Source organism: Leucobacter iarius, assembly GCF_039530105.1.
GTDB lineage: Bacteria > Actinomycetota > Actinomycetes > Actinomycetales > Microbacteriaceae > Leucobacter > Leucobacter iarius.
Genome location: NZ_BAAAOB010000002.1, coordinates 206,455 through 220,938, shown reverse-complemented (window position 1 = coordinate 220,938; position 14,484 = coordinate 206,455). Strand labels below are relative to the sequence as shown.

Annotated in this window: 9 protein-coding genes; 7 read left to right on the top strand and 2 right to left on the bottom strand. The window is 70.3% G+C overall.

Annotated elements, in window-relative coordinates; translation table 11 throughout:
- The first annotated feature begins 69 nt into the window (after positions 1–69).
- Positions 70–1,089 (top strand): ATP-binding cassette domain-containing protein, encoded by a 1,020-nt coding sequence (locus tag ABD169_RS10295; RefSeq protein ID WP_344032009.1) that lies wholly within the window; start codon positions 70–72, stop codon positions 1,087–1,089.
- Positions 1,086–1,910: an ABC transporter permease gene (locus tag ABD169_RS10290; RefSeq protein ID WP_046456700.1), complete on the top strand. Its 825-nt coding sequence runs from the start codon at positions 1,086–1,088 to the stop codon at positions 1,908–1,910. The genes ABD169_RS10295 and ABD169_RS10290 overlap by 4 nt, the downstream gene beginning before the upstream one ends.
- A 34-nt stretch (positions 1,911–1,944) precedes the next feature.
- On the opposite strand, the gene ABD169_RS10285 is transcribed toward ABD169_RS10290, so the two are convergent.
- Positions 1,945–5,301 (bottom strand): AfsR/SARP family transcriptional regulator, encoded by a 3,357-nt coding sequence (locus ABD169_RS10285; protein WP_344032007.1) that lies wholly within the window; start codon positions 5,299–5,301, stop codon positions 1,945–1,947.
- Between the two features lie 55 nt (positions 5,302–5,356).
- Between ABD169_RS10285 and uvrB the strand changes: the two genes are divergently transcribed.
- The gene (gene uvrB / locus ABD169_RS10280; RefSeq protein ID WP_344032005.1) at positions 5,357–7,447 is read left to right on the top strand and encodes an excinuclease ABC subunit UvrB; all 2,091 of its coding nucleotides are present in this window, start codon (positions 5,357–5,359) and stop codon (positions 7,445–7,447) included.
- Between the two features lie 15 nt (positions 7,448–7,462).
- Positions 7,463–8,257 (top strand): helix-turn-helix domain-containing protein, encoded by a 795-nt coding sequence (locus ABD169_RS10275; RefSeq protein ID WP_344032003.1) that lies wholly within the window; start codon positions 7,463–7,465, stop codon positions 8,255–8,257.
- Here the strand turns inward: ABD169_RS10275 and ABD169_RS10270 are convergent.
- A complete protein-coding gene (locus tag ABD169_RS10270) occupies positions 8,224–8,634 on the bottom strand; it encodes a VOC family protein (RefSeq protein WP_344032001.1) in 411 nt (136 codons plus the stop codon). The two genes, ABD169_RS10275 and ABD169_RS10270, sit on opposite strands and share 34 nt — an antisense overlap.
- 129 nt (positions 8,635–8,763) lie before the next feature.
- Between ABD169_RS10270 and uvrA the strand changes: the two genes are divergently transcribed.
- Genes uvrA through rapZ form a run of 3 tightly spaced genes read left to right on the top strand, consistent with a single transcriptional unit; the run spans position 8,764 to position 14,452 of the window.
- Positions 8,764–11,658, top strand: a complete 2,895-nt coding sequence (gene uvrA, locus ABD169_RS10265) for an excinuclease ABC subunit UvrA (protein ID WP_046456696.1) — start codon at positions 8,764–8,766, stop codon at positions 11,656–11,658.
- On the top strand, positions 11,658–13,580 hold the full coding sequence (gene uvrC, locus ABD169_RS10260) for an excinuclease ABC subunit UvrC (RefSeq protein WP_046456695.1): 1,923 nt from the start codon (positions 11,658–11,660) through the stop codon (positions 13,578–13,580). The genes uvrA and uvrC overlap by 1 nt, the downstream gene beginning before the upstream one ends.
- The gene (rapZ, locus tag ABD169_RS10255) at positions 13,577–14,452 is read left to right on the top strand and encodes an RNase adapter RapZ (RefSeq protein WP_046456694.1); all 876 of its coding nucleotides are present in this window, start codon (positions 13,577–13,579) and stop codon (positions 14,450–14,452) included. The genes uvrC and rapZ overlap by 4 nt, the downstream gene beginning before the upstream one ends.
- Positions 14,453–14,484: the final 32 nt, after the last annotated feature.

Sequence of the window (14,484 nt, the reverse complement as noted above, 5' to 3'; positions counted from 1 at the left end):
GACCGTGCACGGCAGAGCATGACAGCGGCGCGACAGCGCGGTGACAGCGGCCCCCGCGAGGCTTGCCGCATGACATCACCACTGAACGAATGGGCCGTCGAGGCCGATGGGCTCGTCAAGGTGTTCGGCGACAACCGGGCGGTCGACGGCGTCGACCTCCGCGTGGCCGCGGGATCCATCTACGGCGTGCTCGGCCCGAACGGCGCCGGCAAGACCACCACCATCAGCATGCTCGCGACGCTGCTCCGTCCCGACGGCGGCAGCGCCCGGGTATTCGGACACGACGTCGTCCGCGAGCCGCAGGTCGTGCGGCAGCTGATCGGCGTGACCGGCCAGTACGCGTCGGTCGACGAGACGCTGTCGGCCACCGAGAACCTGATCATCTTCGGACGCCTGCTCGGCCTCTCGCGGCTCGAGGCCCGAGCGAAGGCCGTCGACCTGCTCGAGCGCTTCGGCCTGACCGAGGCGGCGAAGCGCCCCCTGAAGAAGTTCTCGGGGGGCATGCGCCGCCGGCTCGATCTCGCGGCCTCGCTCATCGCGCAGCCGCCGCTCATCTTCCTCGACGAACCCACCACCGGCCTCGACCCCCGCACCCGTGGGCAGATGTGGGACACGATCCGCGAGCTCGTCGCGACCGGATCGACCGTGCTGCTCACGACGCAGTACCTCGATGAGGCCGATCAGCTGGCCGACCGCATCGCCGTGATCGACCGCGGCCGTGTCGTCGCCGAGGGCACGCCGGACGAGCTGAAGAGCTCGGTCGGTACCTCATCGCTGCAGCTGCGCATCGGCGGACGCGACGGGGGAGCCGTGCTCGGATCCGACCTGGAGACCGCCGCGCGCGCGATCCAGCGGGTGCTCGGCGTCACCGCGGCACCGTCGCCTGAAGGATCCCGCCTCACCGCACCCATGGCCGACGCGGACCGCGTCGCCGATCTGCTGATCACCCTTCGCGAGGAGGGGATCCCCCTCGTCGAGATGAGCGTGCAGAAGCCGACCCTCGACGAGGTCTTCCTCGCCATCACCGGGCACGATGCCGCCGACCAGGCGGAATCGGCCGCCGCCGAACTCCAGGAGGTCCGAGCATGAGCACCGCCACCCTCGAACGCATCGTCCCCGCCGCCGAGCGGGATCTCAAGAACCACACCAGCCTGAGCCAGTCCATCGCGAACACGTTCACGATGGCCTACCGCGGGCTCGTCAAGATCCGCCGCACGCCGGAGCAGCTCGTCGACGTCACGGTCCAGCCGATCATCTTCACGCTGATGTTCGCGTACATCTTCGGCGGTGCGATCTCCGGCGACGTGCAGAAGTACCTGCCGCTGCTGATCCCCGGGATCCTGGTGCAGACCGTGATCACGGGTTCGGTCGTCACCGGCACCCAGCTGCGCGAGGACATGGACAAGGGCGTGTTCGACCGGTTCCGCTCGCTCCCGATCGCGCGCATCGCCCCGCTCTCGGGGGCGCTGCTCGCTGATACGGTCCGGTACACGATCGCCACGACCATGACCTTCTTCGTCGGCTTCCTCATGGGCTACCGGCCCGGCGGCGGCCTCGGCGGGGTCGTGCTCGCCGGTCTGCTCGTGATCGCCTGCTCCTGGGCGATCAGCTGGATCTTCGCCTTCTTCGGCGTGATCGCGCGCACCGCGTCGAGCGTGCAGGGCATCTCGATGCTGATCCTGTTCCCGCTGACGTTCCTGTCGAACGCCTTCGTGCCGGCGAACACCCTGCCCGACTGGCTGCGCTGGTTCGCCGACATCAACCCGGTGTCGCACCTCGTCACCGCGGTGCGCGACCTCGCGAACTCCGGCACGGTCGGCGCGGACCTCTGGGTGTCGCTGCTGGGAGCCGCGGTGATCGTCGTGATCTTCGCCCCGCTGACGGTGCGGGCCTACATGCGCAAGGCCTGAGTCGGGATCCGGCATTCGGGATCCGGGGGCCGGATCAGACCGACGGGACGGGTGCCCCGAGCACGGTGAATGCTCGGGGCACCCGTTCGTCCGCGCTCAGCGCGCGCGCCCGGGCGCGCGCCCGCTCGACCGCATCGGCCCCGACGAGGCGCGCGGCACGCGTGCGGTGCAGTTCGAGCGCGAGGCAGGGCTGATCCTGGCGCGCGCCCAGCAGCTCCGCGAGGGCGAGCGCCTCGAGGCCGCGCTCCCGCAACTCGGGGATCCCGATGGCCCAGGACGACCAGCCGGTGAGCGCGGTGCCGAGCACCGGGCGATCGACGTAGACGGAGCGCAGGCGCTGCAGCACGAGGAGCCGCTGCACCGCGATGGTTCGGGCGCGCAGTTTCGCAGCCAGCCGGGCCTGCTCGGCGGGCGGCAGCGAGCCGTCGATGCAGGCGGCCGAGACGTAGCCCGCCAGCGCGATCAGGTACCAGGGGGATGCGCGCTGATCGTTCTCGCGGAACTCGGAGATGGCACGGCCGAAGCTCACGATCGCGTCGTCGAACCGTCCGCGGGACCGCTCGATCTCGGCGATGCCGAACCAGCCGATCGACGCGAGGCCCATGCCGTCGTCGGTGCGCTCGACCGCGCCGGTGAGGTCGCGGAACATCGCCTCGGCCTCGTCCGCGCGTCCGAGCGAGATCAGCGCGAGGCCGCGGAGCCAGCCGCGCTCGCCCATCTCGTCCTCGGCCCCGAAGTCCTCGAATCCGGCGGTGCCGATGTCGAGCCAGTGCAGCGCTTCGGCCGGCCGAGCGGACTGGCTGGCGAGCTGCGCGAGCGAGTGGGCGGCCATGGCCGCGATCCACGGTTCGTCATCGGCCGTCGCGAGCCGCCAGGTGCGCTCGGCGGCGATGCGCGCGGTCTCCGGCTCGCCGTCGTTCTCCGCGAGCTGCGCGACGAGCATCTCGGCGAAGAGTCGGGCGTCGGCGTCCGGGCCGGACCGCAGCGCCTCGAGCTCCGTGCGGGTCGCGTCGGCATCGAGCCCGGACTCGAGCATGTGCGAGACGCCCTGCCACAGCGGGCTCAGCGCGGGATCGCGGCGGCGCAGCCGGCGCAGGAGCGCGATGGCGCGAACGGCGCGGCCGGGATCGGTGCTGCCGAGGCCGACCGCGCAGGTGGCCAGGCAGAGCGCGAGCGCGTCGCCCGGGACGTCGGCGCCGTCCGTCCGGCGTGCGGCGCGCGCGATGACGTCGAAGACCTCGGACGCGGTGCGGGTGAACTCGGTGAACGCTCCGCGAACCGTCCAGGACTGCGCCAGCACGCCGAGCAGCAGCACTGCCTCCCGGCGGCGGTCGTCGCGTACCGCGCGGCGCAGGGCCGCGAGCAGGTTGTCCTGCTCGGCCCGGATGACCCGGTAGGCCGGGGCTCCGAGCGATCCGGGCAGCGCGAAGATCCCCGGGGATCGTGCGTCCGCGAAACCGCGCCCCCAGCCGAGCACCGCGTCCCAGGCCGCGTCCTCGACACCGTCGAGCCGGAGCCGGGCGAGGCCGAACTCGCGGACCGTCTCGAGCATGCGGAAGCGGATCGTGCCGGATCCCGCGTCCTCGAACACCACGAGCAGCGATTGCGAGACGAGCCGGTCGAGAACCTCGTCGACCTCGGTCTCGCTCGCGCACACGCCGCCGGAGCGCAGGACGCCGATCGCGGTCTCGAGCGAGAGGCCGCCCGGCAGCACCGAGAGCATCGCCAGAGCACGGCGGTCGACGGGTTCGAGCAGCTCCCAGCTCCACTCGATCACGGCCTGGAGGGTCCGGTGCCGCTCGGGTGCCGCGCGGTCCCCGACGGTGAGCAGCGCGAAGCGATCCTCGAGCCGGGCCTCGATCTGCGCCGGGCTCATGGTCCTGATCCGCGCGGCCGCGAGCTCGATCGCGAGCGGGAGGCCGTCGAGGCGCGCGCAGAGGCGGGCGATGACGTCGAGCGGGAGATCCGCGCCCGGTCTGACGGCCCGGGCGCGCTCGACGAAGAGCCGGACCGCGGATCCGGTGACCTCGTCGTAGGCGAGCGGGTCGAGGGGACGGCAGACCTCGGATGCGAGCGCGAGCGGGGTGCGGCTCGTCGTGAGGATCCGCAGACCGGGCACCGTGGCGAGCGCGTCGGCCGCCCACGACGCGACGCCCGAGACGATCTGCTCGCAGTTGTCGAGGACGAGCAGGGTGTCGCGTTCGCCGAGTGCGGAGAGCACGCGCTGGCGGAGGTCCGGTTGCGTGCGGGCGTCGGCGAGCCGCGTGCTCGTGGTGGTCTCGCTGATGCCGAGCGCTCCGCCGATGGCGGGGAGCACGTCCGCGGATTCGCGTGCGCCCGCGAGCGGCACGAAGACGACGGACGGAGCGTCGGAGGCCGTGGCGACGGCTGCGGCGAGGCGGGTCTTGCCGAGGCCGCCGGCCCCGAGGACGGTGACGAGCCGGTGGGCGCGGAGCAGCGCGGAGGTCTCGTCGATATCGGAGTCGCGGCCGATGAGCGGGCTCAGGGCGACGGGGAGCCCGATCCTGATGGGATCCCTGCGGGCGGTGCCGCCCGCCGCGCCGCTCGCGGCTGCGGCGGAGGCGTTTCCGGGACGGTCGCGAGGCGCGTCGGGTCCACCCTCGCCGCGCAGGATCCGGGCGTTGAGCTCGGTGATCGCGGTGCTCGGCGAAGCTCCGAGCTCGTCGCGGAGACGCGTGCGGAACTCCGCGTGGACCGCGAGCGCGTCGGCGGCGCGTCCGGCGCGGACGAGCAGTTCCATGAGTTCGACGTGCCGCTGCTCGTCGAGCGGGTGCGCCGGGAGCAGCGCGCGAAGCTCGCGCGCTGCCGCGTCGAGGTCGTCGGTTCGCCCGGTCGTCGCGAGCGCTCGCGCCCGTTCGGTGCGCAGACGGTCGTGCAGACGGGCGGCTGCGACCCGGAGGTCCTCCGCGACGGGGGAGTCGGCGAGGTCATGGCCGGGTTCCCCGGTCCAGAGCATCAGCGCCGCGTCGAGGGCCCGCACCCGGTCGGCCGGATCGCGGACGCTGCGGTCGCCGCCGTCCGGGTGCTCCAGGACATCGCGGGCGAGGTCGAGATCGCTGCGCGCCCCGGGGATTCGCCGCGCGCCGTCGCTCCAGGAACGCTCGAGGGCGTATCCGCCCGGGAGGGTCGTGATGATGCCGCCGTCGCCGGCGGCTCGTGCTCGGGAGACGAGGCTCTGCAGCGATGCCTTCGGATTGTGCGGGAGGTCGTCGCCCCAGATATCGGCGGAGAGCGCATCGACCGAACGGGGAGCGCCGCCCGGTTCGAGGGCGAGGGCGACGAGGAGCGCCCGGATCATCGGGCCGCCGGGATCCCGGCCGTCGAGTCGAACGGGACCGAGCACCGCGAGACGGGGAGACTCGGAACGCATGGGGTCGAGTGTATCCAGGGCCTCGATGTCAGTGGTACGGAGTAGCCTCGAACGCATGGAACCGACACGTAGTGTGCGCCCGTTCGAGGTCATCAGCGAATACGAGCCGAGCGGCGATCAGCCGCAGGCCATCGCCGAGCTGGCGCAGCGCATCAACGCCGGCGAGACCGACGTCGTGCTGCTCGGCGCGACGGGCACGGGCAAGTCGGCGACCACGGCGTGGCTCATCGAAGAGGTGCAGCGTCCCACGCTGGTGCTCGCGCACAACAAGACCCTCGCGGCGCAGTTGGCGAACGAGTTCCGCAGCCTGCTGCCCAACAACGCGGTCGAGTACTTCGTCAGCTACTACGACTACTACCAGCCCGAGGCCTACGTGCCGCAGACCGACACCTTCATCGAGAAGGACTCGTCGGTCAACGCCGAGGTCGAGCGTCTGCGGCACTCGACCACGAACGCGCTGCTGAGCCGGCGCGACGTGGTCGTGGTCTCCACCGTCTCCTGCATCTACGGTCTCGGCAAGCCCGAGGAGTACTACGAGGCGATGGTGCCGCTGGTCGTCGGCGACCGCCTCGACCGCGACGTGTTGCTGCGGCGTTTCGTCGACATGCAGTACCAGCGCAACGACATCGAGTTCGTGCGCGGCAACTTCCGCGTGCGCGGCGACACGGTCGAGATCATCCCCATGTACGAGGAGAACGCGATCCGCATCGAATTCTTCGGCGACGAAATCGAGGCGCTCTACTACCTGCACCCGCTCACGGGCGAGGTCATCCGCCAGGTCGACGCCGTGTCGGTGTTCCCGGGATCCCACTACGTCGCCAGCCGTCAGGTCATGAACCGCGCCATGGGCACCATCACCGAAGAACTCGACTGGCGCACCCGCGAGCTGAAGGAGCAGACGAAGCTCGTCGAGGAGCAGCGCCTGCGCATGCGCACCACCTTCGACCTCGAGATGATGGAGCAGATCGGATTCTGCTCGGGCATCGAGAACTACTCGCGTCACATCGACGGCCGGCAGCCCGGCGAGGCGCCGCACTGCCTGCTCGACTACTTCCCCGACGACTTCCTCGTCGTCATCGACGAGTCGCACGTCACGGTGCCGCAGATCGGCGCGATGTACGAGGGCGATGCCTCGCGCAAGCGGACCCTGGTCGAGCACGGCTTCCGCCTGCCGAGCGCGCTCGACAACCGGCCGCTCAAGTTCTCCGAGTTCCAGGAACGGGTCGGCCAGGTCGTCTACCTCTCGGCGACCCCCGGCAAGTACGAGATGGAACGCGCGGACGGCATCGTCGAGCAGATCATCCGCCCGACCGGGCTCATCGATCCGCGCATCGTCGTGAAGCCGAGCGAAGGCCAGATCGACGACCTGCTGGAGCAGGTCCGCATCCGCGCCGAGCGCGACGAGCGCGTGCTCGTCACCACCCTCACCAAGAAGATGGCCGAGCAGCTGACCACCTTCATGGAAGAGGCCGGCATCCGGGTCCGCTACCTGCACTCCGACGTCGACACCCTTCGACGCGTCGAGCTGCTCACCGAACTGCGCGCGGGCATCTTCGACGTGCTCGTCGGCATCAACCTGCTGCGCGAGGGCCTCGACCTGCCCGAGGTGTCGCTCGTCTCGATCCTCGATGCCGACAAGGAGGGCTTCCTCCGATCCTCGACCTCGCTCATCCAGACCATCGGCCGCGCCGCCCGAAACGTTTCGGGCGAGGTGCACATGTACGCCGACAAGATCACCCGCTCCATGCGCGAGGCCATCGACGAGACCGACCGCCGCCGCGAGAAGCAGCTCGCCTACAACGCCGAGCACGGCATCGACCCGACCCCGCTGCGCAAGAAGATCGGCGACATCACCGAGCTCCTCGCGCGCGAGGCGGCCGACACCGAGGACGTGCTCTCGCGCACCGGCGCCCACGCGCAGCGCAAGGCGGTCTCGCCGCAGCGGGCGAAGGGCAAGGCTGCGGCGCGGGCCGGAGCGATCGCGGGCGAGGGTGCGGCCCAGCTCGAGGAGCTCATCGCCGACCTCACCCAGCAGATGCTCACCGCCGCCGAGGAGCTCAAGTTCGAGCTCGCGGCGCGCCTCCGCGACGAGGTGTCCGAACTCAAGCGCGAACTGCGCAGCATGGACCAGGCCGGGCACCGCTAGAGCAGAGGCGCCGCCGTGTACCGCGAAGTCGAGCTCCCCGGGCTCGGAGTGCTCTGGCGCTCCGAGCGCTCGGTCGGCGTCGGTGCGCCCACGGTGATCCCCGCCGACGGCAGCGCCGACATCATCCTGCGGGACGACGAACTCGTGGTCGCCGGCCCATCGACGCGCTGGCTCCTCGGCAGAGGCAGCATCCACGGCGCAACGATCGGGCTCCGCTTCGCACCCGGACTCGCCGGCCGGGCGCTCGAACTCGATGCGTCCGAACTGCGCGACAGCCTGGTACCCGCAGCCGACGCGCTGGCGCCCGAGGTGCGACGTCGTGGCGAACGACTCCTGCGCGCACTCGGTGATTCCGTCAGAACCGCAGCGGGGGAGCGGCCCGGCACGGACCCGCGCATCGCGCTCCGCGCCCGCTCCGCGCAACCGTTCGAACTCGGCGCACTCGACTGGACCGCCGAGGCGCTCCGCATGGCCCGACGAGGTGCGACCGTCACCGAAGCGGCCGCGCGCCTCGGCTACTCCGAACGGCAGCTGCAGCGCCGTATGCTGCTGCACTTCGGCTACGGCTACACGGCGCTGCGCAGAGTGCTGCGCGCCGAACGCGCGCGCGGTCTGCTCGGTGCCGGGATCGCCGTCGAGGCCGCGGCGACCCGCACCGGCTACAGCGACCAGGCCCACCTCACGCGCGAGTTCGGCCGCATCGTCGGAACCACGCCGGCGCGATTCGTCGCGGCGAACGTCGGTGCGGCTCCGTCCCGGAACCGCACCGACGGGGGTCAGGCCGCGGGCTCGGCGGCGAGCGGCGCGTAGATGTCGATCGAGTTGCCGTCGGGATCGAGCACCGTCGAGTAGCGCTGCCCCCACGGGGCATCCCACGGAGCCATCGACGCCGCGGCGGGGAACCGGTCCACGATCTCGGCATAGACGCGATCCACCTCGGCCGGCGTGGCCGCGCTGAACGCGAAGCCGATCCGGTTCTCGCCGGTCGGCAGCTCGAAGTCCGGGCGGAACGACCGCACGGTCGAGACCGGGTCCCAGGCGAGCGTCATGCCGCCGGGCAGCACCGTCTCGACGTGGGGCGCATCGTCCTGCCCATCCGGGATGTCGAGGCCGAGCGTTCGGTAGAAACTGAGGGACGCCGGGAGGTCCGCCGTCACGATGCCGATGAAGTCGAATGCGAGTGTCATGCGCTCAGCCTATGAGCGTCGACCCGGTCCCGTCTTGAACGAATCGGACACGGGGCGGAAGCGCGGGGGCGCACGCTTCTGTTCGTACATGTATTCGAATATCTGGCTCGGATTCGATAAGATAGTCGGGTGACCTCGAAGCGCGAAACCACCCCAGTCCGCTCCAGCTCGGCCCATGCGCACATCAGTGTGCAGGGCGCGCGGGTGCACAACCTGCGCAACGTCGATCTGGCGATTCCCCGCGACTCGATGGTGGTCTTCACCGGCCTCTCGGGCAGCGGCAAGTCGAGCCTCGCATTCGACACGATCTTCGCCGAGGGCCAGCGCCGCTACGTCGAGAGCCTGAGCGCCTACGCCCGTCAGTTCCTCGGGCAGGTCGACCGCCCCGACGTCGATTTCATCGAGGGTCTGAGCCCCGCGGTCTCCATCGACCAGAAGTCGACCAACCGCAATCCGCGCTCGACCGTCGGCACCATCACCGAGATCTACGACTACATGCGTCTGCTCTGGGCGCGCGTCGGCGTGCCTCACTGCGCCGTGTGCGGTGAGCGCATCGCGTCGCAGACCGTGCAGCAGATCGCCGACACGCTCATGGAGCTGCCCGAGCGCACCCGCTACCAGGTGCTCGCGCCGATCGTCAGCAAGAAGAAGGGCGAATTCGTCGACCTCTTCCAGGACCTCGCGGCGGGCGGGTACTCCCGTGCGCTGGTCGATGGCGAGATGGTGCAGCTCTCCGACCCGCCGACCCTCAAGAAGCAGGTCAAGCACGACATCTCGGTCGTGATCGACCGCCTCGTGGCCAGCCCCGACGGGCTCGGTCGCCTCACCGACTCGCTCGAGACGGCGCTCAAGCTCGCGGACGGACTCGTCACCATCGACTACGTCGACCGCGAGGCGGGCGCCGCCGACCGCAGCCGCACGTTCAGCGAGAAGCTGAGCTGCCCCAACGGGCACCCCGTCTCCCTCACCGAGATCGAGCCCCGCACCTTCTCGTTCAACGCGCCCTTCGGCGCCTGCCCCACCTGCTCGGGGCTCGGCACCAGCATGTCGGTCGACGAGGACCTGGTGCTCGGCGATCCCGACCTGTCGATCGAGGAGGGCGTGATCGTCCCCTGGACCAGCCAGGGCAAGAGCCTCTACCAGTACTACGAGAAGCTGCTCATCGGGCTGGCCCGCGACCTGGGCTTCACGCTCGACACGCCCTGGCGCCTGCTGCCCGAAGAGGTGCGCGACGCCGTGCTCTACGGCAATAACTTCAAGGTCAACGTGCGCTGGAAGAACCGCTTCGGTCGCGAGGTGAAGTACAGCTCGGGCTTCGAAGGCGTCATCCCGTTCATCGAGCGCCAGTACGCCGAGGCGGAATCCGACAACCGCCGCGAACGCTGGGCCGAGTTCCTCCGCGAAGTGCCCTGCCACGCCTGCAACGGCCAGCGGCTCAAGCCCGAGGTCCTCGCGGTCACCATCGACGGCGAGTCCATCGCGAGCGTCGGCGACTACAGCCTGAGCGATGCGCAGCGCTTCTTCCAGCAGGTCGAGCTCACCGAGCGCGAGGCCAAGATCGCGGCCCAGGTGCTGCGGGAGATCCGGCTCCGCTTCGACTTCCTCATCGAGGTCGGGCTGGGGTACCTCACCCTCGCGCGCGCCGCGGGCACCCTGTCGGGCGGCGAAGCCCAGCGCATCCGCCTCGCGACCCAGATCGGCTCCGGCCTCACCGGTGTGCTGTACGTGCTCGACGAGCCGTCGATCGGCCTGCACCAGCGCGACAACCGGCGCCTCATCGAGACGCTGGTCAAGCTCCGCAACCTGGGCAACACGCTCATCGTGGTCGAGCACGACGAGGAGACGATCGAGGCGGCCGACTGGATCGTCGACATCGGGCCCGGCGCGGGCGTCGAGGGCGGCACCGTCGTGCACTCGGGCGACTACGCCTCGCTGCTCGACAACCGGGAATCGATCACGGGCGACTTCCTCGCGGGTCGGCGCGCCATCGGGACCCCCAAGAAGCGGCGCAAGCGCGAGCGCGGCCGCGAGCTCAAGGTCGTCGGGGCCCGCTCCAACAACCTGCAGAACGTCGACGCGACCTTCCCGCTCGGCATCATGACCGCGGTCACGGGCGTCAGCGGCTCGGGCAAGTCGACCCTCGTCAACGACATCCTCTACCGGGTGCTCGCCAACCAGCTCAACGGCGCCCGCATGGTGCCCGGCAAGCACACCCGCGTCACCGGACTCGAGCACCTCGACAAGGTCGTCCACGTCGACCAGGCGCCCATCGGGCGCACCCCGCGCTCCAACCCGGCCACCTACACGGGCGTCTTCGACAAGATCCGTACGCTCTTCGCCGACACGCCCGAGGCCAAGACCCGCGGATACCTCGCCGGCCGATTCAGCTTCAACGTCAAGGGCGGCCGCTGCGAGGCCTGCTCGGGCGACGGCACGATCAAGATCGAGATGAACTTCCTGCCCGACGTCTACGTCGCGTGCGAGGTCTGCGGCGGATCCCGCTACAACCGCGAGACCCTGCAGGTCCGCTACAAGGGCAAGAACATCTCGGAGGTCCTCGAGATGCCGATCGCCGAGGCCGCCGAGTTCTTCGAACCGATCTCGAGCATTCATCGCTACCTCAAGACCCTCGTCGACGTCGGACTCGGCTACGTGCGGCTCGGCCAGAGCGCGACCACCCTCTCGGGCGGCGAGGCGCAGCGCGTGAAGCTCGCGACCGAGCTGCAGAAGCGCTCCAACGGGCGCAGCATCTACGTGCTCGACGAGCCCACCACCGGTCTGCACTTCGAGGACGTGCGCAAGCTGCTGCTCGTGCTCAACGGCCTGGTCGACAAGGGCAACACGGTCATCACGATCGAGCACAACCTCGACGTGATCCGCAGCGCCGACTGGATCATCGACCTCGGACCCGAGGGCGGCTCCGGCGGCGGCACGATCCTCGCGACCGGCACGCCCGAGCAGATCGCGAAGGTCGAGGAGAGCTACACGGGGCAGTTCCTCGCCGAGATGCTGGCGAAGCACTGATGATCGAGGGCGATCACCGCGCGGCGTTCCGACCGGCGCAGGGTGAGATCCCCACCACGCCCGGCGTCTACCGGTTCTCGGACCGGCACGGGCGCGTGCTCTACATCGGTAAGGCGAAGAACCTGCGGGCCCGTCTCGCGAACTACTTCCAGCCGATGCACGCGCTCATGCCGCGGACCCAGCGCATGCTCACCCTCGCGGCGCAGCTCGACTGGACGGTCGTCGCGACCGACACCGAGTCGCTCGTGCTCGAGCACACCTGGATCACCGAGTACAAGCCGCCGTTCAACGTCCAGTTCAAGGACGACAAGACCTACCCCTACCTCGCGGTCACACTGCGCGAGGACGCTCCGCGCCTGATCATCACGCGCAACGAGAAGATCCGCGGCGCCCGGTACTTCGGGCCCTATCCGAAGGTCTGGGCGCTCCGCGAGACCACGACCCTGCTGCAGCAGGCGTTCCCGATCCGCACCTGCAACGACGCCGACTACAAGCGGGCGATGGACTCGGGTCGACCCTGCCTCGCCGGGCAGATCGGCCGCTGCAACGGACCCTGCTCGGGCAAGATCACGATGGAAGCGCACCGGGAACGGGTCGACGAACTCGTCGCGTTCCTCGCCGGCGGCGACACCAGCCACCTCAAGCAGCTGCAGCACGCCATGCGCGACGCGGCCGCCGAGCAGCGCTACGAGGACGCCGCGCGCCTGCGCGACCAGGTGCACGCGGTCGAGCACGTGCTCGAGAAGAACGCGATCGTGCTCGGCCTCGACGTCGAGCTCGACGTGTTCGGGCTGAAGTCCGACGAGCTCTCGGCCGCGGCGCATCAGTTCATCATCCGCGGCGGACGCATTCGCGGCGAGCGGAGCTGGATCGTCGACGTCGAACTGGACGACTCGCCCGGGACGCTCCTCGAGCAGGTGATTCAGTCCGCCTACGACGACGGTCACGAAGCCCCCGCGACGATTCTCGTGTCGACCATGCCCGCCGACCTGCCCGCGCTCGAAGAGGCGCTCCGGGCGAATCGCCCGCGCCGCGGCAAGGTGCGGATCCAGGTGCCCGAGCGGGGCGACAAGGCGCAGCTCATGAATCGCGCACTGCTGAACGCGGGCGAGAACCTGCTGCGCCACAAGCTCAAGCGCGCGGCCGACATCACCGCGCGCACCGATGCGCTCGCCGAGCTGCAGGAGGGGCTCGACATGGGCGAGGCGCCGCTGCGCATCGAGTGCATCGACGTCTCGCACCTGCAGGGCACCGGCGTCGTCGCCTCGCTCGTGGTGTTCGAGGACGGCCTTCCCGCGAAGGGCGCCTACCGCAAGTACCGCATCGAGCAGACGACCGACGACACCGATTCGATCTACCAGGTCGTCTCGCGCCGAGCCGCTCAGCTCAACGCCGCGGCCGAGGCGGGGGAGCCGCCCAGCGGGAGGTACCGGGACCGGCCCCAGCTCCTGATCGTCGACGGCGGCGAGCCGCAGGTCGCGGCCGCGCAGCGCGCCCTGCGCGAGGCCGGCATCACCGACGTGGCGCTCTGCGGGGTCGCCAAACGGCTCGAGGAGCTGTGGCTGCCCGACGATCCGTTCCCGGTGATCCTGCCCCGCACCAGCGAATCCCTGTTCCTCGTGCAGCGCATCAGAGACGAAGCCCACCGCTTCGCGATCACCTTCCAGCGGCAGCGGCGCAGCACCGCCATCAGCAGCCAGCTCAGCGAGATCCCGGGGCTCGGGCCCAAGCGGGTGCAGGCGCTGCTCAAGCATTTCGGGTCGGTCGCGCGGCTCCGCGCCGCGAGCCCGGAGGAGATCGCGAGCGCCCCCGGAGTGGGGGATCAGCTCGCCGAGCAGATCCATCGGCACGTGCATGCCCCAGCAGCCGGTAAGCTGGTGGGCGGAGAATCGGCTGAGACATCGGAGGAGGACGGCGAGTGAGCGAGCACGCACCCGGACAAGAGATCCTCATCGTCACCGGAATGTCGGGGGCCGGCCGGTCCACGGTCGCGAACGCCCTGGAAGACCTCGGCTGGTACGTGGTCGACAACCTCCCGCTCCCCATGCTCAAGACGCTGGCCGACATGGCCGATCGATCGGGCGGCGCACTGCCCAAGATCGTCGCCGTGATCGACGTGCGCGGGCGCGACCTGTTCGACGACATCCAGCAGACCGTCGCCGAGCTCCGCGAGCACGCGACCGTCCGCGTCGTGTTCCTCGACGCCACGGACGACATCCTGGTGCGTCGCTACGAGGCGGTGCGACGCCCGCACCCGCTCCAGGCCGAAGGCAGCCTGCTCGACGGCATCCGGCTCGAGCGCGAGCGGCTGCAGGAGCTGCGCGCCTCCAGCGACGTCGTCATCGACACCTCGCGCTACAACGTGCACGACCTGTCGACGGCCACGCGAGAGATGTTCTCAGCAGAGGACACACCCGGCCTGCAGCTGTCGGTGCAGAGCTTCGGCTTCAAGTACGGGGCTCCGACCGACGTCGACCTGATGGTCGACATGCGCTTCATCCCCAATCCGTTCTGGGAGCCCGAGCTCCGCCCCCTCACCGGCGTCGATGCCGAGGTGAAGGACTACGTACTCAGCCGCGAGGGGGCGGCCGAGTTCCTCGAGCACTACGTCGCCGCGCTGCAACCGGTCCTCGCCGGATTCCAGCGCGAGAACAAGCGACATGTGTCGCTCGCGGTCGGCTGCACGGGCGGTAAGCACCGCTCGGTCGCCATGGCCCGCGAGCTCGCAGACCGCCTCGCCGGGGTGCCCGGCGTGAGCGTGAGTCTGCGCCACCGCGACCTCGGTCGCGAGTAGTCCGCCGGCCGTTCCCGGCCAGCAGTCTGTCA